The 20,995-nt window shown below is 39.1% G+C and carries 20 protein-coding genes; 8 read left to right on the top strand and 12 right to left on the bottom strand.

The features are described 5' to 3' along the window. Nucleotides 1-173: 173 nt before the first annotated feature. From nagA to M3225_RS15255, 4 genes are all read left to right on the top strand, one after another. Nucleotides 174-1,358 (top strand): N-acetylglucosamine-6-phosphate deacetylase, encoded by a 1,185-nt coding sequence (gene nagA / locus M3225_RS15270; RefSeq protein ID WP_251395087.1) that lies wholly within the window; start codon nucleotides 174-176, stop codon nucleotides 1,356-1,358. A gap of 2 nt (nucleotides 1,359-1,360) precedes the next feature. Next, nucleotides 1,361-2,098: a glucosamine-6-phosphate deaminase gene (gene nagB / locus M3225_RS15265; protein WP_251395085.1), complete on the top strand. Its 738-nt coding sequence runs from the start codon at nucleotides 1,361-1,363 to the stop codon at nucleotides 2,096-2,098. Nucleotides 2,099-2,361: 263 nt separating this feature from the next. Further along, a complete protein-coding gene (locus M3225_RS15260; RefSeq protein ID WP_251395083.1) occupies nucleotides 2,362-3,087 on the top strand; it encodes a GntR family transcriptional regulator in 726 nt (241 codons plus the stop codon). 15 nt (nucleotides 3,088-3,102) lie between these two features. Further along, nucleotides 3,103-3,828: an SIS domain-containing protein gene (locus tag M3225_RS15255; RefSeq protein WP_251395081.1), complete on the top strand. Its 726-nt coding sequence runs from the start codon at nucleotides 3,103-3,105 to the stop codon at nucleotides 3,826-3,828. Nucleotides 3,829-4,048: 220 nt separating this feature from the next. Here M3225_RS15255 and M3225_RS15250 read toward each other — a convergent pair whose 3' ends face one another. From M3225_RS15250 to M3225_RS15235, 4 genes are all read right to left on the bottom strand, one after another. Then, nucleotides 4,049-4,534: a hypothetical protein gene (locus M3225_RS15250; protein WP_251395079.1), complete on the bottom strand. Its 486-nt coding sequence runs from the start codon at nucleotides 4,532-4,534 to the stop codon at nucleotides 4,049-4,051. Nucleotides 4,535-5,000: 466 nt separating this feature from the next. Continuing rightward, nucleotides 5,001-5,459 carry a GNAT family N-acetyltransferase gene (locus M3225_RS15245; protein ID WP_251395077.1) on the bottom strand — a complete coding sequence of 153 codons (459 nt, stop codon included), beginning with the start codon at nucleotides 5,457-5,459 and terminating at the stop codon, nucleotides 5,001-5,003. A gap of 1 nt (nucleotide 5,460) precedes the next feature. Further along, nucleotides 5,461-5,739, bottom strand: coding sequence for a YesK-like family protein (locus M3225_RS15240; protein ID WP_251395075.1), 279 nt, complete (start codon nucleotides 5,737-5,739; stop codon nucleotides 5,461-5,463). Between the two features lie 140 nt (nucleotides 5,740-5,879). After that, nucleotides 5,880-6,389 (bottom strand): SUKH-4 family immunity protein, encoded by a 510-nt coding sequence (locus tag M3225_RS15235; protein ID WP_251396097.1) that lies wholly within the window; start codon nucleotides 6,387-6,389, stop codon nucleotides 5,880-5,882. A gap of 453 nt (nucleotides 6,390-6,842) precedes the next feature. On the opposite strand from M3225_RS15235, the gene M3225_RS15230 reads away from it, so the two are divergent. Continuing rightward, nucleotides 6,843-9,782, top strand: coding sequence for a S8 family peptidase (locus tag M3225_RS15230; protein WP_251395073.1), 2,940 nt, complete (start codon nucleotides 6,843-6,845; stop codon nucleotides 9,780-9,782). A gap of 38 nt (nucleotides 9,783-9,820) precedes the next feature. Here the strand turns inward: M3225_RS15230 and corA are convergent, their stop codons facing one another. Continuing rightward, nucleotides 9,821-10,792, bottom strand: coding sequence for a magnesium/cobalt transporter CorA (gene corA, locus M3225_RS15225; protein ID WP_016763319.1), 972 nt, complete (start codon nucleotides 10,790-10,792; stop codon nucleotides 9,821-9,823). A gap of 607 nt (nucleotides 10,793-11,399) precedes the next feature. Between corA and M3225_RS15220 the strand changes: the two genes are divergently transcribed. Both M3225_RS15220 and M3225_RS15215 read left to right on the top strand, forming a co-directional pair. Beyond that, a complete protein-coding gene (locus tag M3225_RS15220; RefSeq protein WP_251395071.1) occupies nucleotides 11,400-11,771 on the top strand; it encodes a PilZ domain-containing protein in 372 nt (123 codons plus the stop codon). A gap of 76 nt (nucleotides 11,772-11,847) precedes the next feature. Continuing rightward, entirely contained in the window at nucleotides 11,848-12,678 is an 831-nt protein-coding gene (locus M3225_RS15215; protein WP_251395069.1) for an LCP family glycopolymer transferase, read from the top strand. Between the two features lie 51 nt (nucleotides 12,679-12,729). Here the strand turns inward: M3225_RS15215 and M3225_RS15210 are convergent, their stop codons facing one another. The 6 genes from M3225_RS15210 to M3225_RS15185 form a co-directional block, all read right to left on the bottom strand. Beyond that, nucleotides 12,730-13,374: a cupin domain-containing protein gene (locus tag M3225_RS15210; RefSeq protein ID WP_251395067.1), complete on the bottom strand. Its 645-nt coding sequence runs from the start codon at nucleotides 13,372-13,374 to the stop codon at nucleotides 12,730-12,732. A gap of 110 nt (nucleotides 13,375-13,484) precedes the next feature. Beyond that, on the bottom strand, nucleotides 13,485-14,807 hold the full coding sequence (locus M3225_RS15205; protein ID WP_251396096.1) for an MATE family efflux transporter: 1,323 nt from the start codon (nucleotides 14,805-14,807) through the stop codon (nucleotides 13,485-13,487). Between the two features lie 62 nt (nucleotides 14,808-14,869). Then, the gene (locus M3225_RS15200; RefSeq protein ID WP_251395065.1) at nucleotides 14,870-16,003 is read right to left on the bottom strand and encodes a DUF2087 domain-containing protein; all 1,134 of its coding nucleotides are present in this window, start codon (nucleotides 16,001-16,003) and stop codon (nucleotides 14,870-14,872) included. A 106-nt stretch (nucleotides 16,004-16,109) separates the two neighbouring features. Beyond that, the gene (locus tag M3225_RS15195; RefSeq protein ID WP_251395063.1) at nucleotides 16,110-16,556 is read right to left on the bottom strand and encodes a VOC family protein; all 447 of its coding nucleotides are present in this window, start codon (nucleotides 16,554-16,556) and stop codon (nucleotides 16,110-16,112) included. A gap of 287 nt (nucleotides 16,557-16,843) precedes the next feature. Further along, the gene (locus M3225_RS15190) at nucleotides 16,844-17,707 is read right to left on the bottom strand and encodes a GRP family sugar transporter (protein WP_251395061.1); all 864 of its coding nucleotides are present in this window, start codon (nucleotides 17,705-17,707) and stop codon (nucleotides 16,844-16,846) included. Nucleotides 17,708-18,171: 464 nt separating this feature from the next. Continuing rightward, on the bottom strand, nucleotides 18,172-19,149 hold the full coding sequence (locus M3225_RS15185) for a carbohydrate kinase family protein (RefSeq protein ID WP_251395059.1): 978 nt from the start codon (nucleotides 19,147-19,149) through the stop codon (nucleotides 18,172-18,174). Between the two features lie 456 nt (nucleotides 19,150-19,605). Here M3225_RS15185 and M3225_RS15180 point away from each other — a divergent pair, with 456 nt between their 5' ends. Further along, the gene (locus M3225_RS15180) at nucleotides 19,606-19,932 is read left to right on the top strand and encodes a cyclic-phosphate processing receiver domain-containing protein (RefSeq protein WP_063670890.1); all 327 of its coding nucleotides are present in this window, start codon (nucleotides 19,606-19,608) and stop codon (nucleotides 19,930-19,932) included. A gap of 217 nt (nucleotides 19,933-20,149) precedes the next feature. Here the strand turns inward: M3225_RS15180 and M3225_RS15175 are convergent, their stop codons facing one another. After that, a complete protein-coding gene (locus M3225_RS15175; protein ID WP_251395057.1) occupies nucleotides 20,150-20,986 on the bottom strand; it encodes a formate/nitrite transporter family protein in 837 nt (278 codons plus the stop codon). Nucleotides 20,987-20,995 lie beyond the last annotated feature (9 nt).

Raw genomic sequence — 20,995 nt, 5'->3', positions numbered from 1 at the left:
AGCACATAAAATATATAGTTGTCTATACCAATTTTATTTTTACAAACCTTTATATATCAATGTTAAAAGCCCTTACAAACTTTTCTATTTTTATAAAAACACCCAACTGGTCTAGACAACTATTCCAAAAAGCGTTACACTTACATTATTACAACGAGCAAAGGAGTGTATGTATGGATACACATTCATCCATCATTATTTATAATGTAACCGTTTATAGTGAAAATCAGACATTAAAAAATGGGTATATTAAACTAACGAATAAAAAAATTACTGAAATTGGAGATATAAATCAATACGTACGTCAGCCAAATGATCACGTAATTGAGCTTTCTCCTTCCTATAAAGTTATTCCCGGTGCCATTGATGTGCATATTCATGGCGTTAACAATGCGGATGCCATGGACGGTACAGCAGAAGCATTAAAAACAATGGCACGCACGCTTCCAAAAGAAGGTACAACAAGCTTTCTAGCAACCACTATGACGCAATCGAATGAAGCGGTTGAAAAAGCTCTTCGCAATGCCGGCGCTTATATAGAAGAACAAACAAGCACGGAGGCTGAAGTAGTTGGTATTCACTTAGAAGGTCCGTTTATTTCACCAAAACGTGCGGGTGCACAGCCGCCTACTCACATTCAAGATTCGAATGTGTCACTGTTTCAAGAGTGGCAAAAAGCAGCCAGAGGACATATTAAACTTGTCACATTAGCTCCTGAGCAGCCAAACGGTTTAGCACTGACTTCACATTTAAAAGAAACAAATGTTGTCGCTTCAATTGGCCACTCGGATGCCACATATGATCAAGTTGGTGAAGCCATCGAAGCAGGAGCGTCTCATATTACGCACTTATATAACGGCATGCGCGGTCTTCACCATAGAGAGCCTGGCGTATTAGGCGCCGCTTATTTGAGAGATGAATTATTTGTAGAGCTGATTACAGACGGCATCCACTGCCGACCTGAAATGGTCAAGCTTGCGTACGATCAGATTACAAGTGAACGCATGATTCTCATCACCGATTCTCTTCGTGCTAAATGGCTTAAAAATGGTACGTATGATTTAGGAGGACAGCCTGTTCACGTAAACGATACAACGGCTACCCTTGCAGACGGAACATTAGCAGGAAGCATCTTAAAGATGAACGATGCAATCAAAAACACGATGAGCTTTACGAACTGTTCATTAGAAGACATCGTAAAAATGACCGCTGAAAACCCAGCAAAACAGCTTAATCTGTTCGATACAAAAGGAAGCATCAAGATTGGAAAAGATGCAGATATCGTGGTGTTAAATGAAAACTTAGATGTTGAAATGACATTTTGCCGAGGCGCATTGAGCTTTCAAAAGGAGGACTAACAATGAATATCATCCAAGTGAAAAATTACAGTGAAATGAGTGCAAAAGCAGCTGATATGCTGATTAGCAAACTTCATGAAAATCCAAATATCAATTTGGGACTTGCAACAGGAGGCACACCTAAAGGATTATATGACCGCTTAATTCAAGATCATAATGAGCACGGCACGTCTTACAAACACGTTACTTCATTTAACTTAGATGAATATGTCGGAATGAAGCCACAAGATCCAAACAGCTATCACTACTATATGGCAGATGCGTTATTTAATCACATTGACATTGACGTAAACAACACGCATGTTCCTAACGGTCTAGCTGATACTCCTGAAGAAGAATGCCGACGCTACGATGAAATGATTCAAAATCACGGAGGCATTGACCTTCAAATCCTTGGAATCGGCCAAAACGGACATATTGGCTTTAACGAACCGGGTACGTCATTCAACTCTCCTACTCATATTGTGACGTTAGAAGAGTCAACGCGAAAAGCCAATGCGCGCTACTTTAATTCTCTTGATGAAGTGCCTACTCAAGCTATTACAATGGGAATTGAATCAATTATGAAAAGTAAAGAAATTTTACTGCTTATCTCCGGAGAAGCCAAAGCAGAAGCCATGTATCAACTGCTTAACAGCGAAATCACAGAAGACTTTCCTGCTTCTATTTTAAAAAAGCATCCTTGTGTTACAATTATTGCGGACCAAGAAGCTTTAGCTAAAGTATCGACTACAGTTTAATTTGTATCGATGTAGAAAATCCAAATATGACTAAAGAGCGGTCAATTTGAATTTTCTAGCCCTAAGCGGATGCCGCCCCCCTTACGGGATAGGCATCCTCCGCTTATGTGAACCTTTGAAAGAATAGTCAAGTAGTCTATCCCGGCTATAATCAATCAGTCTTTATGAAAGAAAGATATCTGGTTATTAAATAAAATGTATATAGATACCATGCCTCCTCATCTCTTTTAGATGAGGAGGTTTACATAAAGGAGAGAACTCAAGTGATTGATAAAAGCTCACCTCTTCCGATTTACTATCAAATTGAAGAACAATTAAAAAAACAAATTGAAAAAGGCGAGTTAAAACCAAATGATTCACTTCCTTCTGAACGAGAGTTTGCAGAACGATTTGAAATCAGCAGAATGACCGTTCGCCAAGCGATTAACAATTTAGTAAACGACGGTTATTTATATCGTCAAAAAGGACGCGGCACCTTTGTGTCTGAAAAAAAGCTTGAGCAGCAGCTTGTTGGATTAACGAGTTTTACAGAAGATATGAAAGCGCGGGGAATGGTGCCAAGCAGTAAATTGCTGAGCTTTGAAATTATTGCGGCTTCAGAGAAAATTGCCGAGCAGCTGCAAATTTCCCTGCATGCACCCGTTTATGAAATCAAGCGTATTCGTTTAGCTGATGACGTGCCCATGGCGCTTGAAAGCGTATATGTATCCGCTAACCTAGTCAAAGGATTAACAGAATCCATTGTTAATGACTCTCTCTATCGCTATATTGAAGAAGAGCTGGGGCTGAAAATTGGAGAAGCCAATCAAACGTTAGAATCCATTTTAGCTTCTGAAACCGAAGTGAAGCATCTTGGAATCAGCTCATATTCACCGGTTCTACTGATTCAAAGAAATACGTATTTGCAAGACCGCACGCCGCTTGAAGTGGTGAAATCTTCGTACCGGGCAGACCGCTATAAGTTTACGATTAACATGACACGATCTTAACTAAGGAGTTTTTTTATGTCTAGTTTATATCTACAGGAACTAACAAAACTGCTTGCTAAAGTGGAGGCGCATGAACAGCAGGCAATGGAATCCGCAGCTGAGAAAATCTCACAGCAATTAGCTTCTCATCACCTCATTCATTTATTTGGGTGCGGTCATTCTCATATTTTAACGGAAGAAGTGTTTTACCGTTCCGGGGGGCTTGCACCGATTCATCCTATTTTTGTAGAAGAACTGATGCTTCATAAAGGAGCTTCGCGCTCTTCACAGTTAGAGCGTAAAAACGACTATGCATACACCTTTATGGAAAAAGAAGATATCATACCAGGTGATATTATGATTGTGATTTCTACGTCGGGCGTAAATCCCGTTCCCATTGATGTGGCCTTAATTGCAAAAGAAAAAGGTGCCTTTGTTATCGGACTTACCTCTCCTTCTTATGCCGCAAGCCGGGCTTCGCGACATAAAAGCGGAAAGTACCTTCATGATGTCGTTGATCTTGTCGTTAATAATCATATTCCAAAAGGAGACGTTCTTCTTCATCAGCAAGACATTTCCTTCGCTTCTGGCTCTACAGTAATTGGAGGCGCTATCTTAAATGATATCCTATCTAGAGCCATTCAAAAACTGCTTAGTCGCGGCATCACGCCGCCTGTCTTTTTAAGCGGAAATATGGAAGGTTCAGATGAACATAACCAGCGGTTGATTGATGCTTACAAAGGAAGAATTACTGCTCTATAGAAAACAGCCCATGCGGCTGTTTTTTTGTACAAAAAAAAAGATGCTTGAAAGCATCTCATCAAAGTCGGACTGTACGATTTGGACTAGATCTCCTCTTTATCAGTAGAAGTCTTGTTCACAGCACCATAACCTACTTATCCGACATAATTACTATGTTTAACATAAGTATACTCTTTTATACGTTTGGTGTCAAATGAGTTATAAGAAATTTCGTAATGCCTCATTTAAAGATTTTCTTACGGTAATGTTCCAACTGACTTTTTGCTTCTTTCATAATAGTTATATGTATGATTTCATCCGTGATGTTAAAATAATTGTCTCCGTACTGATAGTCATCTATCATGTCACTAATTTCAAGCCAACTTACTAATTCAGTCGGACAGTCGAGCTCAATGAACATGGTGTATAAGTGATTTGCTTCCGTCAGCGCCATCTCTTCATGTTGCACATTTGTTTGAAGCCGCATATAGATCAGGTAATCTGTACATTCCTGTTCACTCGGCTCCGGCAAAGAAAGCTCTTTTGAAGTACGATGAAAGTAATCTTCTATTTCAAAGAGATTATAGGGTGGCCGGAGGGAAGCCAAAATAGAAAGAGACAAAGAATCCTGTTCATGTTCCAGCATAGAAAGTGCCCATGGTAAATAATGTTTTTCTGCTGTGACACTCTTTTGATAAATGTGGTAAAAGAGCTCGCGTGTATCCATAGAACTCCTCCTTCTTTTTTCATGCCGATACAATTTCGAATAGTTTACCATACTTATAGATTTTATATATAAATTCCTACCGAAGTTTTATATAAGATTTCTTTTTACATCTCACAAAAAAGAACCTGCATCAAAACTGATACAGGTTCTTCTCTTATTATTTCATGTTCATTTGCCCTTGTGAGGCCCTTTCGCTACGTATATCGGTTCATAACGAGAGTGCCAATTGTCAGATCAGAATATCTGCTTTTCATGTGAGGTAATACGTTTGCTGAAGTTGCTGTTAAGTCTTCCAAAACTAAATCAGTCCCTTCGTGAAGCTAAGTATTTACCTTTCACAGTAGCCTTAGAAAAATTTCTATCGGCTCTGTACTATGTGTATACCACGTTTCAATTGAACTAAACGAAAAAAAATCATTTTAATCAAAAAAATTCTCATCACAGGGATATAGCAATTAACAGTGGATTACAAATGTAGCTTTAACCCTTCATGAGAAGCTGTAAATCCAAGCTTTTGATAAAAATGCAAAGCCTCTGACCGTTCTTTATCAGTTGTTAATTGTACTAAATGACAATTACGTTCTTTGGCTCGTTCAATCGCCCATGTAATCAGCTGATATCCAGTCCCTTTCCCGCGCTCTGACGAAGCGGTTCGGACTCCTTCAATGGTTGCTCTCCATCCGCCTTGTCGTGCTATATGGGGCGTAAAAGTAATTTGTTGAACACCTATTACTTCATTATCTTTACATGCGACAATCAGTTCATTGTTTGGATCTGCGTCAATCGCCTGAAATGCTTGAATATAACAGTCTGGAAGCGGTAATTCGTAGCGCTCGCGTTTGCTTCCTAGTATATCATCAGCAAGCATTTGAACAATTTGATCTAAATCTTCCCGCACTGCTTCTCTAAAAGTTATTTCTCTCATTTCATACAGCACCTTTCCCGTGTCTATTTATTATGTTAAAAAGAACACTGACGAACAAACTCAGAACCGACGCCACAAACAAAGCAATCGCTAAAGCACCAAGGCCCATTCCTTCAAAACCTCCAACTCCAAGTATGCTATATAAAAATAGAAATATGCTTATTAGCATGCTGCTAAGTGAAATTCCGTACTGCACAGGTGAGTTCTTTCTATAGAAGAAGTACGATGTACCAAAAAGCAGAAAAAAGAAAGCACTCATTAGTCCAAATAAAGAAATCATTTATAATCTCCGCTCCCTCCCAAAAGGAATTTATATCCATTATATACTACCATTTTTATTTATTCTATCTATATTAATAGGCTTGCAGCCACAACTAAATAGACATGACCAAAAACGGCCATGTCTATTTTTCTACTATATTAAAAAGAAAATTCTTTGAACCAAAAAGAATAAGGGGCTAAACAAGCTTCATCAATTTCATTCATACGTTTTTTGCATCGCTGCAGCACCTCAGCAGGAATGTGTCGCTCTAAGTATGCAGATTCTCCGTTAGCTTGAATCGTTTCTTCTACTAGTTCTTCAAACACATCTAAGCATGCTAAAAACTGTGGAAAAGTTGTATTAACAAAGCGCTCGCAGTCATCATTGGACGTATCGAGCAGCACAACTGAACCGTTTTTCTGATGAAGACAAATTGGATCTCCAGCGCCTGTTGTTCCTAAAAGCCAATAGTGTTGGTAACGAGATGATAACTGAAATGTTTCGCATAAAGTTGTTAGCTTTCCTTTTGATGAAACGAATTCTAGAAATGGTGAAGCTTCTTTTGGCAATCCTTTTTCTGTTAGCAACTTCTTTGTCTCTTTATCAATATCAAGGGGTGCAAGCTGTTCGGCATCAAACTTCATTCGCTTTTCCTGTCGTTGCATCACATTTGACAACTTCTTTCACTCCTTTTCACCATTTGCTCTTTCTTTGCTTTTGTTTATTATAAAAGAAATCCGGCTCGTATTATATGCTACAAATGAACTTAATTAGACTGAAAATTTTTCCAATCTTTATTTATATAGCCCGATTTCCTCTTTATAAACACAGGTAAAAAGAAACCGATCAGATTTTCTCCAATGAATTCTGCTTTTAAAAATAATTCTCATTCCCTTCTTCCCTTTTCAGCGTACTCTCGCCTTTTATAAATAGACTCACTCTTTATTTTGCCAATTTTTTCTACTTTTTGCAACTAGGACTTATCTCACCATTTTTCATGCGAGATTAATAACTTGACAGAATTTTAAAATAAGCAACAGTAATTATTTACAAATTTTTAAACTTTATGGTTTAATAGGTATGTAATTCCTAGTTTTTACTATATTTTTTGGAGGTTTAACATGAAAAAAGGGTCAATTTATCGTTTTATTGCTTTTGCTTTAATGTTCACCTTGTGTTTTAGCCAATTAGGCTTATTGAAAACACAAGCAGCAGGCAATCCTCCTGCTAATGAAAAAACATTAAGCATTGGTAAAGCAGCAAAAGGAACATTTACAGAACCAGAACAAGCACATTGGTACAAGATTAATCCTTCTAAGCAAGATGTAGCAAAGTTTTCACACTACCGAATTAAGCTGCAAAGTGATGATGAAGTAAATATCACGGTTTACTCTAGTCTTGAAAATGCCAAAAACAACGTGGCATTTGACCGTTATATGGGATACTCTTACAAAGACGAGCCTGCTCAACTTGATTTTCCAATTGCTTGGACAGGCCCTTATTATGTGAAAGTTGAGTATTACGGAAGCGAAGACGGCATGATTGAAGAGGATGCAGAAGATGGTTCAACTTCTCCAGAACCTGAGCCCGAAGAAAAAACAGAAGTTCCTTATACAATCAGCTATGAAGGCGCTTCACTTCCCCCTTCTCAAATGGTGGCAGAAGAATGCCCGGCTGAATTAAGTACAAGCCAAAAAGAAAACGGAAAAGGTATTTTAAAAGATTTGCGTACAATTCGTGACGCTGTGCTTTCAAAAACAGCAAGCGGAAAAGACCTTTCTTCTCTTTATTACAAAGCAGCTCCGTTTATCAGTTCTAAAATGATTATCGATAAGTCGATGCGTGAACAAGTATACAAAGATTTAGTTCAGCTAAAGAGTTTATTTACAGACGTGGCGAAAAACGGCGCATCAAGCACATATATGATTACAAGCGCTGATCAAAAAGCAATCAATGATCTATACAGCATCGCGTACAAATCTGTGCCAGCTCCTTTAAAGAAAGACTTAGAAAAAGTAGCAGCACAGACAAAATTAAAAGACGTAACGGACTTAAATGTCTCGTCTGTATTAGTAAGAGCTAAATTAGTAAGCGCGAACAGCGTGTCAACAAAAGCTGAAACTCGCTATATTGTTAAATTAAAAGATGGTGCAAATGCAAAGTCATTTAAAACAAAAGCACAGTCAAAATCAGCAAGCATTGAATCTATTAATCCATTAAAAGAATCAGCTGCTTCTTTTGATAATATGTTTGTTATTCAATTAGATGATAGCAATGCAAAAAGTTTCAGCACGTCATCTGCTCAAGGTAAAATGACGGCAAAACAAATTGAAGCACTTCCTGAAACTGAATTTATCGAGCCGGTTCAAGAGTACCATGCCCTTTCAATGGATTCACAATACCCATATCAATGGTCATTAAACAACACGGGTAAAAATGATGGCACTCCACATGCTGATATTCAATTTGAATCGCTTGAAAAATTACTAAACAGCCAAAAGTTAAAAGATACGGTTATTGCCGTTGCGGATACAGGCGTCGATTCATCACTAGCTGATTTAAATGGCGTCGTGGATACAAAAGCAGGCTATAACTACGTTGATCGTTCGTCGAATGCAACTGACGACAACGGACACGGAACGCACGTAGCGGGTATTATCGCAGCCTCTGCAAACAATAACTATTCAATGGCCGGCATTAATTCTCACGCTAAAATCTTACCGGTTAAAATTCTAGACGCATCTGGAAGCGGAGATACAGAACAAATTGCGTACGGTATTAAATACGCGGTCGATCACGGTGCAAAAGTCATTAACTTAAGCCTTGGCGGATCTTACAGCCGCGTACTTGAATATTCATTAAAATATGCATACGACCATAACGTAACGGTTGTAGCAGCAAGCGGAAACGACGGTATGGAAGAGCTCTCTTACCCTGCTTCTTCAAACTATGCCATTTCAGTCGGCGCATCAAACCGTTTAGATATCGTATCTGACTACTCAAACTACGGAAAAGGATTAGATATTACAGCTCCAGGCTCTGATATTCCAAGTCTTGTTCCAGACGGAAACGTCACTTATTTAAGCGGAACATCAATGGCAACCCCTCACGTGGCAGCCGTTGCGGGGTTATTATTATCACAAAACCCAGGTTTAAAGCCAAAAGACGTTGAAAAACGCTTAACGGATACAGCTAAAGATATTAAATTTGATGAAAAAGATGCTCCTGTATACGATGATGGAGAAAGTCCAGCAGAACCCCCTGCTCCAGGCTACGATTACGTATCAGGATGGGGACGTTTAAATGCGTACAGCGCGGTAAGTGCACAGCAGCTGCAAGCGCAGGTAAATACACTAATCAGCACTCAAACAACTGTTACAGGTAAAGCTCAAAACGGTTCAACTGTTAAAGTGATGAACGGTTCAAAAACACTTGGTACAGCCAAAGCTGATGCAAAGAATACGTTCTCTGTGAACATTCCAGCTCAAAAAGCAGATACCGTTTTGCAAGTGATTGTAACGAATGGAGAAGCTAATACAAGCATTCGTGCAGTTGTTCAAAAAGCACCTGCCAAACCAACGGTAAAAGCCGTGACTAATAAAGATGAATATGTAACAGGAACGGCTAAAGTGAATTTTACTGTAAATGTTAAAAACAGCGCCAAAAAAGTGATTGCTTCGGCTAAAGCTGATGCAAAAGGTGCATTCCAAGTGAAAATTCCAAAACAAAAAGAAAACACACTCTTGTACATCACAGCTACAAACAGCCAAAACCAAGAAAGTGAAGAAGTAAAAGTATCGGTGCGCGACGTCATTGCCCCAAATGCACCTCAAGTGAATCCAGTCAGCGACGCAGATACAGCTATTAAAGGAACAGCAGAAGCAAACACATCCGTTGTAGCCAAAGTGAACAACAAAGAAATCGGCAACACAAAAGCCAACGCAAAAGGTCAGTACAGCATAACAATTAAAAAACAAAAAGCAGGTACAGCAATCAGCGTAACAGCAGCAGACGCAGCCAACAACACAAGTAAAGCAACAACGAAAACAGTTACAAAATAAACAAAAAGGCACTTGGCTTATGGCCAAGTGCCTTTTTGTTATAAAAGCTGTTTGTTTTTAAAGTATTTCCACATTCCCCACGTTAACACAATTAACATAACGATAATAACAGCAGTAGCCCAGTGGGAATTTTGATATGGAATCGGTACGTTCATCCCAAAAAATCCGGTTACGAATGTTAGCGGAAGCATAATCGTTGAAATCAACGTTAAGACATTCAGCTTTTCAGATGAAGTTGCATTGGTAATAGAATAATACGTATCAAGTGCACTGTTTACGAGGTCTCTAAACGTTTCAGCAGAGTCTACAATACGCTCTAAGTGGTCTAGCAAGTCAATGTAGAAAGGAACATTTTCTTCTCGTATATCGAATTTCCACTTTCCATTCACCGTTAAAAAAATTCGGCGCTGAGGCAGAATAACGCGCCGGATTAAGATAATCGTTCTTTTTAACGCCAAGAACTCTTCCGTCACTCCGCGCACTTCTTTGTTGTAGATTTCATCTTCTAATTCATCAATACGCATGTCAATTCGGTCTAAAATCGGGAAGTATTCGTCCGTGATGCCATCAATCAAGGCATATAGTAAAAAGTCGGCGCCGCGGTTCATAAACTTTGGATAGCGTGAGCATACAGCATCCATTTTGCGAAGCCAGCCCATTTTATGTTTATGAATCGTCACTACGTAATTTGATCCGACAAAGGCATTTAACTCAAGCGTGGTAATCTCATCATCACTTTCTTCGTTATAGCGAAGCGCGTGAAAAACGAAAAATTTATAGTCTTCGTAATCATCCATTTTAGCGCGAGGACTGTCGTGTAAGCAGTCTTCAATTGCCAATGGGTGAAAATCGAATAATTTAGCAATTTGAGCAAGCTCTTGTCCGTGGACATCATACAGATCAATCCACAGCAAATTATCAGGATTGCGCAATTTCTCATGCACTTCTCCTAAATCAAGATTCGTTACCATTTCTTTTGTTTCATCATCATATAAGTATGTTTTAATCATTGATTTTTCACCTCACATCATTGAGGCATTAAGGAGTATTTTCCTTCGTTGAAATGAGAGGAACATATCCACCTTTGTTGCCCCTATCTTGTTTTGCAGTAACCTTCATCGAAATGGGGTCATCAGTGCCCATTCATCTCACCTCCTAATTAGTTGAAGGAACGCTGACTTGTAATACAGCTACTTCACAAAGTTTAATTTTAACATACAATCGAACTCTAGCGTAGCGCTTTTTTCAAAACGTTTCCCTCTCTATTTTAAAGTTTTAAACAAAACTTCCGATACTATAAAAGCAGTTATTATGCACTTGTTTTATGAATGCTTTACTAGTATACCCGCTATTTAATAATACGACAGTACTCACAATCGGTAACTAAAACCTCTTGAATATTCCCACAAAGGTTCACCTAAGCGGAGGCCACCAACCCCGTAAGGGGGGTGACCTCCGCTTAGGTCTAGAAAATCTCACATGACCGGTCTGTGGTCATGTGAGATTTTCTACATCGATAAACATTATATTCGTAATGAGGAAAAACGTGTAGGAATTTTCAGATTTTAATCGAATATTTACTTAACAAACTTAGATTACGAAAAGGACTGATGATACATGCATTTTAAACGTGAAGAACCGTGTCGTTTTTTATTTGAGACTCCCATCGTTGGAACGTTTTCCATTGCTAAATATGACAACAAAGAAATCGATTCTAAGCCCGGTCCTTTGTCTGTTATCGACCTTTCACCCAAAGGAATCAAAATAATCACGCCGCTTGATTTACCTATTTTCAACCATCAAATTCAGCTAAAAATCAGCTTTTATTTAAATGAAAAACCTATCCATATTACCGGACTTTGCGTGTGGAAAGAAAGACGGCACACAGAATACCTTTATGGCATTGAAGCGTTTAACGATGTGGAAGAACAAGCGATCTTAATTACAGAACTCAAGATCTATGCCAAGAAAAAGCGAGATACGCAATAAAAATAGCACTCATTTGTTTTACTCCTCTTTTAAGATGGCAATACTACGAACGACTTCGATAGAAAAAGGTGAGACGATGAGCAGCAAAGCAAAAAAAGAGTGGATTGGCGGTCTCGTACTATTTTTACTCGTCAGTTTTGTCAGCATCACATTTGCAGGCTATCATACGGTGAAAGCTGCCGTTGCTCAAACGTATGTACCGCTTGAGCATGAAAACAAAACACACGTCAATTTAAAAAAAGGGCAACCGTTTTCCCTGCTTTTAATTCAAGAAAACCATCAAAATACGTCATTTGTGTATATGACTGTTAATAAGCAGCATGAATCGATAAAAATGACCCACTTGCCAGGATCAACTCAGCTCGGCAGTGAAACGCTACGGACGATTTATCATCGAGGAAACATGAATACTGTCGTACAGAAAGTCGAAGCATATGCAAAGCTTCCTGTTGATTACTATGTCAAAATGAATCAGCAGTCCGTCGTCGACGCTGTAGACAAACTAGGCGGCATTATCGTCACAAACAAACATGCTTTTGAACACAGCAACATCGTTTTTCCAAAAGGATCGATTCGTCTTAACGGAAAAGAAGCGCTTGTTTTTTTAAAGCAGCGTAATGAACAAGACGTCTTTACTGCGCACGAAAGACAGCTTTCTGTAGCGAAAGCCATTTTCAGCCAAGCAGCTACGGTTCCCAATGTTACAAAGCTTCATTCTCTTGTATTTACGCTGGCTGATCACATCGAAACCAACGCAACATTTAATGATATCAAACGCATTCAAAAAACCTACAAACCGGCAATTTCTCACGTAGACAAGCAGCAGTTTCCGCAAAATGAATGGAACCAAAAACAAGTCACAATGCGGCTGCACAAGCACTTAGAACGTACCGAGCTGTTTTTATAAAAAACGCCTCACGAAAAAAACCATTGACCGCAGGCTCAATGGTTTTTTATGCTACTTATCTTCAGCAGGCACAACTTTCTCATTTATTTTAACAACAACCTTTTCATCACGTTCATCTTTAAGATAGCTTTTTTGATAAAAAGAACTATCATTAGGCGGTCCAATCACAACCGTATCCGTAATCGGAGCGACGGCTTCTGCTACTTCGTTTGCGCTTACTCCGTATGCTTTTTGAAACACGATAGGAGGCGTTAAGCGCAGCACGTCAGACCCTTCTGTAGACTCAAATTGATCATTGTTAAAAAAGAGATGAAGATGCGCTTCTTCCGATAACGGTTCAATCCAGTGCCACCAGCCCATTGGTATAAAAACAACTTCGCCTTCTTTTATTCGGTAATTGTGCATGCTGCTTGTATCAGGGTCCAAGATAGATACTTGCATTTCACCTGAAACGACGACATCTAATTCCCACGCGTTTGGATGCCAGTGCGGCTCTCTCATATGCCCTTTCGTCATATATAAATCAACAAAAGCACCTCCCAGCATGGCAGGCAGCTGAGTTGAGGTTAATCGATACGCTATATTTTGATCATTTCGTTTGAACAGGACATTTTGCTTATAATTCACTGACAGATTAGGCGTGCCTGAGCTTTTTTTAATATTTGAATTATCCGGCACAAATCCAGATTTACTCATAGTGTCATACCCTCTTTTCATCAAAAAGTTATATGCACTATCATATTAAAACTCTTAGATAAGGGTGTTTTAATTAGAAAAAATAAAAAACGAGCGCTTCCGCTCGTTTTTCATCCGACAAGACGTTCAATTTTCTTTTTCTTCCATACAAATTGATAATAGCTATACTGCAGGATTAAGCTGACAACAAACGCTGCTGGATATCCAATCCAAATTCCTTTGATCTCAAGAGACGTGAACTGCGATAGTACGTAAGCTACGGGCACTTCTACACACCAAATAGCCATAATGCTAAACACTGTAGGCCAAAGCACCGTACCGCTTGCTCGCATCGTGGCGGTAATAATTTGCGCATGCCCGAAGATTAAGTAGCTCCAAAGCGTTATCACTAACAGCTCTTGAGCAATATCGAGCGTGTGCTGACTTGTTAAAAACAGCGCTAAAATTTGATTGGAAAAGAGATAAATAAGTAAAATCAATACACTGCCAATAACGTAATTCAGTATAATTCCGGAGCGAATAACTTCTTTTAAACGCTCAAATTTATTGGCACCAATCGACTGCGCGGCAAAGATAGAAACCGCAATTCCCAAGCTGATTGCCGGCATTTGTACATAGCTTGCCACTTGGTTCACCGCTCCGTACGCCGCTGTAGCATCCGAACCAAATCCGTTTACAAACGTAATGACCGCAATTTCAGAAAGAGAAACTAAAATCATATTGATACTCGCTGGAATCCCTAAACGCATGAGCAGCTTTAAAAGCGTTCCATCCATCTTTAACGAAATAGATGAGTCAAACTTTAACGGATGATTTTTCTTGCGCAAATAGACGATCATAATGATAAATGTTAATACGGTGGAAAATACCGTTGCGTACGCGGCGCCGTATACACCAAGCTTTGGCACTCCTATCCATCCAAAAATTAAAATTGGAAGGAAAATGATGTTTAAGACCGTACTCACAACTAAAAAGTAAAAAGGCGTTTTAGAGTCTCCGGTTCCGCGCATAAACGTCGTATAAACAAAGTATAAAAACAAAACAGGAATCGCAACAAACAAAATGCGCGCATAGTGAACCGTTACGTCAATAATATTAGCCGGCGTTCCCATAATCCGAAGAATATCCGGAGCAAATATGCTTCCTGCAACAGCAAGCACAATTCCGACTAAAAACGTAAACGTCAGCGTTGTACCGATAATTTCTTTGACTCGTTTTTCATTTTGTGCGCCGTACGCTTGCCCGATTAAAATTGAACTTCCCGATCCAATTCCAATCGAAAACGATACGAGCAGAAAAAACAGAGGAAAAAAAGCGGAAATAGCGGCTAACGCGTCAACTCCAAGCGCTCTTCCGACAATAATACTTCCCGCCAGCTGTCCAACTGACTGCATGGCGTTGCTTAACATGAGCGGAATCAAAAATACAAGCATCAGCTTACTGACGGATTTTTCTGATTCCACTACTTCACTTTTTACACGTTGATCTTTCACACCTATTTCTCCTTTGTATCAGCTTTAGGCGAATGATAGCCTTTTTCGCCGTAAGGCTGCAGCTTCTCTAACCATTTCGCTTCCAGTTTCAGCAAATCCTTTTTTGAAAGTGCTTTTTCTTCTTCTCTTTTAATCGTTTCAAGCATCTCAATTGAAAAAGCATCCGCTCCGTACGTATTCCACTCGTCTTGAAGCTCTTTATTTTGATGAGTATTCGTCTTTAACGTGAACTTTACACCGTTTAACGTTTTGATATTAGGCGTAGAGCCAATGTAAATCTTATGGTTGTGAAGGTTTTTTATTTGATACACGCCGCCTTCTGTTTTTATTTCTTTCGCTAGCTGTTTCATTTGTTTTTTATAGTCTTTTGAATTGGTACTCATCTTTGTCTCTCCCTTTCTCCAGTAGCTGCTTCCATCTGCGCTGCGCTCTAAAAAACCGTACTCAATTAAATAACGTCGCAGCACGGCATAGTCGTCATAAAAAGGTGTTAAAATATCATTTACTTCTTTTTCGGTATACGTTGCACCAAACTTAAAATGCCCGCTTAATTCTTCAAGAACAACGAGACGGTGTTTTTCTTGCAAGTGAAATGTACGAAGCGGTCCATTCAAACCTTGCGGAAAGTTCTTCGCTAAAATTTTTTCACGTTCTTCATCACTTATGCTGTAGCGCTGACTTCTTTTAGGAGCTTTATTTGATGCGGGTAGCTTCTTCTCTTCTTCCCCGTCGTTCAACAGTTCCATCAGCGTTAAAAACACTTTTGCTTGACGCTCTTTTTTCTTTAAAGTAAATCGGTGATTCCGAATGGTGGATGAACTGCCGATTCCCATTTCTTTTTGAATATCACTATCGCTTTTTCCTTCCTTAAAAAACTTCACTAAATTTTTTTGATGATCAGAAAGACCGGTTACATCTTTATCTAGCTCTATTAAATGATGGAACACAGACCCATGCTCTTGTTCAACATGAAGCTTCATATAACGTTTGGCTTCATAAAAAACACCTTCCATCGGATAAATAATGCCTTTTTCAAAGCTTTCACCGCACAATAAGCATTGATAGTGCTCTTCGCTTTCTGCATATCCTTTTTTCATATCATCAAAAGATGATTCCCAAAACAAATCGTTTACCATATAAATAGACACCTTTCTATTTTGTTTGTTAATTTATAAACAAATATATTATATGTTTATTATTATGTCAATCATACGTTTATGATACATAAAAAAACAGCAGTGTTCACTGCTGTTTTGTGTTCCATTCACTTAAATACGGAAAGTCCTTAGATACAACCGGTTCATCATCCAAAAGTGTAATTAACTCCAAGCGGTTGCCGTCAGGGTCATTAAAATACACGCACGCTGCCGGCATCCACGTATGAACAATGGGCTCTATTTGCGGCTTTCCAAACGAAGTTTCTTCCGGTTCAATGCCTTTTGAACGCAGCCACGTTAACGCTTCATGAATATCTGCTGCCTGGATTCCAAAGGCAAAATGGCTGGTTTTCAACTCTCTTTCGTCTGTTTCCCAAAGCCCAAGCATCTGCTTTTGTTCACCAACAAAGAAAAAAGCACAGCGCCGCTCTTTAATTCTATGAACAAACGTCAGCCCAAGACGTTTATAAAACTCAATCGAATCCTCCAAATTCCGCACCTGTACATGCGTTTCATAAATACTCTTAATCATAGCCTCTCCTCCATCCTTTTCTACTACTATAAGCCATTTCACAACAAACAGCTTCCTAACAAAGAATGAAAAATAATCAGCCTTAAGAATGAGAAACCTTCACACGAACGTACAGCTTTGAAACTCTTAAGAGCACTAAGGTTTTGACTAAGGTTTTGACTAAGGTTTTGACTAAGGTTTTGACTAAGGTTTTGAGGCCACCCCGCAAGGGGTGGTCTCAAAACCTTAGGTCTAGAAAAACCCCCATGGCTGCACTTTAGCCATGGGGGTTTTTCTAAATCGATAAATCAAGCGTTTGCTTTCGCAAGGCCGATACAAATACCGCCTGAAATAATCAGTACACTCGCAAGAGATACATAGAATAATTGACGTTTTGTTTTCTTTTCTCCCAAGAATACAATACCGCCAAAAATAGAGATAACAATACCCATTTGCGATAATGAAAAGCTTGTTGCTACGCCTAGTCTTGATTGAGATAAGAATAAGAACATATTTCCAGATGCCCAGATTAGACCTGGTAAGATATTGCGAATTGTATATTTGTTAAAAGGCTTATGTTTGTATGTAATGATTAAGCCACCAATTAACATACCGATCGCTTGCGGGAATAGAGCTGCCCATGCGTCTACGTTGAAGATACGTGCGATAACCACGTAAACTAAGAATCCAAGACTTGAAATGATAAGAGTGATAACTCCTTTTTTCGTTTGTCCTGGAGCCGCTTGTGCCCCTTCTTTTTTACCGTCTAATGAAGAAAGCACAACGCCTGCTAGTATTAAAAGGATCGCAATAGATCCAAGCACAATCGTTTGAAGCGTTGACCATTCTTTAAATACAATAACACCAAAAAGAGCTGTTGATACTAATTGCATACCAGTTGAAATCGGCATTGACTTTGAAACACCAAGGTATGGAACACTTTTAAACTGATTGCTTTGACCTACTGACCAGAACAAACCTGAAACAATTCCGACAATAACAAGCGTTGGCGTTAACACTGGCTGCACAATCATAAACTGAACAAATGAGAGAATCAATGCTCCAATAATTGTTCCAAGCGTTTGACTGTAAGGTCCACCGCCCATCTTCATACTAACTAAAATCATGCTTCCCCACGCAACGGAAGGAAGAACACCTAGCAAAATATCCATCTTTCTCTTAACCTACTTTCCTATTTCTAATCTATGTACAGTGTACGCAATAACCTGCTGCTTTTCTTTTATCAAGGGCTACGCAAAATCTATGACTCATACCACTTGAATATTCCCCAAAAGGTTTACCTATGCGGATGCTGCCTACCCCGTAAGGGGGGCGGGAGACGCTTAGGTCTAGAAAATTTGATATGACCGTTCTTTGGTCATATCAAATTTTCTACATCGATATATATATCAAACGTTTTCATAAATGACGGTAAAACTGTTATTTCTTGCTGCTCGTATTATACTAACACGAACATTTATTGTTTAGCTAGAAATTTTTTTGATTAATTTTTAAAAACAGAAAAAAATTTTTTCTTCTTGCTCCGCAGCCGGCTTCTCCCTCATATGTGATCTGCAATCAGCAGAAACTAGCGCCTCTGCTGATTGAAAATAAGAAGAGATAAAGCCTTTTCATTTTAGTTAGCTACAGGCTTACAAAATTGCTCTACTACTTCTTTGGCTGGAATCGAACTGATCGCACCTTTTCCCGTTGTCGTTAAGGCACCGCTTGCATTTGCAAAACGCAAAATAGCATCGTGGTCGCGGTCAAGAATAGCTGTTAAGTTTTCTTGTGACACATCGCGGCTTAATAGCTGATAAAGGAATCCGCCAATAAACGCATCTCCTGCACCTGTTGTATCAACAACTGTTACTTTGTAACCGTTTGATTCATAGACAGCTTGTTTTGTATAAAGCGTTGCGCCTTCTGCTCCTTTTGTGAACACAACTACCTGAACGTCACCTGTAAATAGGGACTGAATCGCTTGCTGTTCATCTTCAATGCCTGTGATAAACGATAGCTCGTCGTCTGAAATTTTGACAATGTGCGCTTGTGGAATAAATTCTAAAATCGTTTGACGACATAACTCATGGTCTTTCCACAGTGGAAGACGTACATTTGGATCAAAGCTGATAACGCCGCCTTTTTCTTTCATGCTTTTAATCGCTTTCATATGAGCGTATTTCATAGGGCTTTCAACTAAATCAACCGAACAGAAGTGAAGAACATCGTTGCTTGCAAACCAATCAGGGTTAATTTCGTCTTCTGTTAATAATAAATCTGCTGAAGGATTACGATAGAAGCTGAAATCTCTTTCTCCGTCTTCACGCAAGGAAACAAAAGCTAAAGCTGTGTTTGCTTCTTCTGTACGATAGACCATATCAGTCCCTACTCCTACTTCACGAAGCGTATCTACTAGAAAGTCTCCAAACGCATCTTCTCCAACTTTTGTAATAAGTGATGACTCATTACCGTATGTAGCAACAACTGCCGCAACGTTTGCCGGCGCTCCGCCTGGCACACGCGTAAACGATTCCACTTCTTTTAATTGAAGACCTTTTTGAGCTGGAATCATATCAATTAATACTTCACCGATACTAAATAACTTACCCATTCTATTCACCTTACTTTTCTTTTTTGTCATATTGTCATACTATGTTCCAAAAAATCCTTAAATCAAATTATACGTCCCAACCATCTTTTTCGTAAAGAGAAATTTCCAATTTATTTTAAAAAAATCGTAAATGATAGTTTTTTTCTGACCATACTTTAATTGTTAACCGCATTCCACCCCTTATCAGACCTGGGATTCCAATGATTTTCTTATGTAAAAATAGCGGGGTAAAAAAATGCAATTTCCAGTTTTGATTTTTTATCTACTCGTTTTTTCGTTCGACATTCTCCTCCTTATTCCTTCTTTATTCGCCTCGAATATGCAAATAATGATAAAAATTCGTGTTTTTATCACTATTTAAGAAGGAATACAGAAAAAAGTGTCGAATGGACTTAGGTAGGTATATGATGTTATGTATGTTACACTAAAGACAAGGCAAAGAAGGGAGAATCAGTCATGAAAATCAATGTTTTTCTAGACGACTATCGCAAATGCCCTGACGGTCATGTTTTAGCCGAAACGATTGATGAATGTATTGATCTGCTAAAATCATTCGACGTTGAACATTTGTCACTCGATCACGATTTACTGAGCAAGACACGGAATGGATTAATGCTCGTGCGTTTTATGGTAAAGCATCATTTATATGCCGATCGAATTACGATTCACTCCGCTAATCATTCAGGCAGCAAAGCAATGTACAACTGCTTTAAGGAAGCTCAAAAAGAGCATAAAATGCCAAACAACATTAAAATTCTAAGATGCCCTCTGCCTCTTCGATGATACCTGCACCCTCACACATTCATTTCAACAGAATCTGTCCGATTCAACTTTCACAGACTTCCTGTTTTTATAAAATGAAGAACGATACTGCTTGTTCGATACGTATAGATGTGAATACGCTTTAAGCAGTTTATATTATATATAGAAGAAACCGCTCTAAAATACCGTCATGATAGCTTTAAAAAGCAGACTATATGGTATAAAGAGCGGTTTTTTGCTATTTAGACAGTTTAGCAGAATCCAAGTCAGCCGAGAGAGCAGTCGGCTGTTTTTTAGTTTCTTTTAGCTGCCTAGCGTTCACGAACCAGTAGATGCTTCCTACAAACAGTCCTCCCCCTACGATGTTTCCGAGTGTAACAGGAATCAAGTTATGAAATAGCCCAGCAGCCGAAATCGTATCAGGATGCGGAAGCAATAAAGCTAGACCAAGAAACGTCATATTCGCCACGCTGTGCTCGTATCCTGAAGCAACAAATGCAAACAGCATCCAAAAAATAAGCATGATCTTTGCCGCATCGCTTTTGGTTCTCGAAGCCGTCCAAATCGCCAGGCAAACAAGCCAGTTGCACAGAATGCCGCGAAAAAATAATTCACTGACCGGCAAATTCATCTTTTTAGCTGCCAGCGTCATAAGTAAATGATTTGGTTCAATTCCTTTAAACAAACCGGTTCCAGTAACTAACAAACAAAGCCCAAACGCTCCTGCCGCATTTCCGATAAAACACCACGTCCAGTTTTTGAACGTATCTTTCCATGTGGTAACTCCTGATAGCGTACTGACCGTATACACCATGTGATTTCCCGTAAACAATTCAGCTCCTGCAAATACAACAAGCAGTAGAGCAACAGCAAAAGATAACCCCATCACAAGAGAAACTACCGGTAAAGAAGCAGAGGCTAAAGGCGCTCCTACCGATAGAGCTAATATAACTCCAAGTCCCACGTAAGCACCCGCTAGCACAGCTAACAGCAAATAACTCGGCAAATGTTCATTAACAAGCTTCGTTTTTTCACGGGCTAACTCATTCATTGACTGCAGTGAATGTTTCAACAAAAGTGTTTC

The organism is Priestia aryabhattai (assembly GCF_023715685.1).
Taxonomy (GTDB): Bacteria; Bacillota; Bacilli; order Bacillales; family Bacillaceae_H; genus Priestia; species Priestia aryabhattai_B.
This window is presented reverse-complemented; position numbering and strand designations above follow the sequence as displayed.

Excerpts from the sequence above, each read along its gene's own strand:
- M3225_RS15220 (WP_251395071.1), top strand. The coding sequence starts at position 11,400 with ATGCATTTTAAACGTGAAGAACCGTGTCGTTTTTTATTTGAGACTCCC.
- M3225_RS15210 (WP_251395067.1), bottom strand. The coding sequence starts at position 13,374 with ATGAGTAAATCTGGATTTGTGCCGGATAATTCAAATATTAAAAAAAGC.
- M3225_RS15255 (WP_251395081.1), top strand. The coding sequence starts at position 3,103 with ATGTCTAGTTTATATCTACAGGAACTAACAAAACTGCTTGCTAAAGTG.
- M3225_RS15195 (WP_251395063.1), bottom strand. The coding sequence starts at position 16,556 with ATGATTAAGAGTATTTATGAAACGCATGTACAGGTGCGGAATTTGGAG.
- corA (WP_016763319.1), bottom strand. The coding sequence starts at position 10,792 with ATGATTAAAACATACTTATATGATGATGAAACAAAAGAAATGGTAACG.
- M3225_RS15250 (WP_251395079.1), bottom strand. The coding sequence starts at position 4,534 with ATGGATACACGCGAGCTCTTTTACCACATTTATCAAAAGAGTGTCACA.
- M3225_RS15215 (WP_251395069.1), top strand. The coding sequence starts at position 11,848 with ATGAGCAGCAAAGCAAAAAAAGAGTGGATTGGCGGTCTCGTACTATTT.
- M3225_RS15205 (WP_251396096.1), bottom strand. The coding sequence starts at position 14,807 with ATGCTTGTATTTTTGATTCCGCTCATGTTAAGCAACGCCATGCAGTCA.
- M3225_RS15200 (WP_251395065.1), bottom strand. The coding sequence starts at position 16,003 with ATGGTAAACGATTTGTTTTGGGAATCATCTTTTGATGATATGAAAAAA.
- M3225_RS15185 (WP_251395059.1), bottom strand. The coding sequence starts at position 19,149 with ATGGGTAAGTTATTTAGTATCGGTGAAGTATTAATTGATATGATTCCA.
- M3225_RS15245 (WP_251395077.1), bottom strand. The coding sequence starts at position 5,459 with ATGAGAGAAATAACTTTTAGAGAAGCAGTGCGGGAAGATTTAGATCAA.
- M3225_RS15180 (WP_063670890.1), top strand. The coding sequence starts at position 19,606 with ATGAAAATCAATGTTTTTCTAGACGACTATCGCAAATGCCCTGACGGT.
- nagB (WP_251395085.1), top strand. The coding sequence starts at position 1,361 with ATGAATATCATCCAAGTGAAAAATTACAGTGAAATGAGTGCAAAAGCA.
- M3225_RS15230 (WP_251395073.1), top strand. The coding sequence starts at position 6,843 with ATGAAAAAAGGGTCAATTTATCGTTTTATTGCTTTTGCTTTAATGTTC.
- M3225_RS15240 (WP_251395075.1), bottom strand. The coding sequence starts at position 5,739 with ATGATTTCTTTATTTGGACTAATGAGTGCTTTCTTTTTTCTGCTTTTT.
- nagA (WP_251395087.1), top strand. The coding sequence starts at position 174 with ATGGATACACATTCATCCATCATTATTTATAATGTAACCGTTTATAGT.
- M3225_RS15190 (WP_251395061.1), bottom strand. The coding sequence starts at position 17,707 with ATGGATATTTTGCTAGGTGTTCTTCCTTCCGTTGCGTGGGGAAGCATG.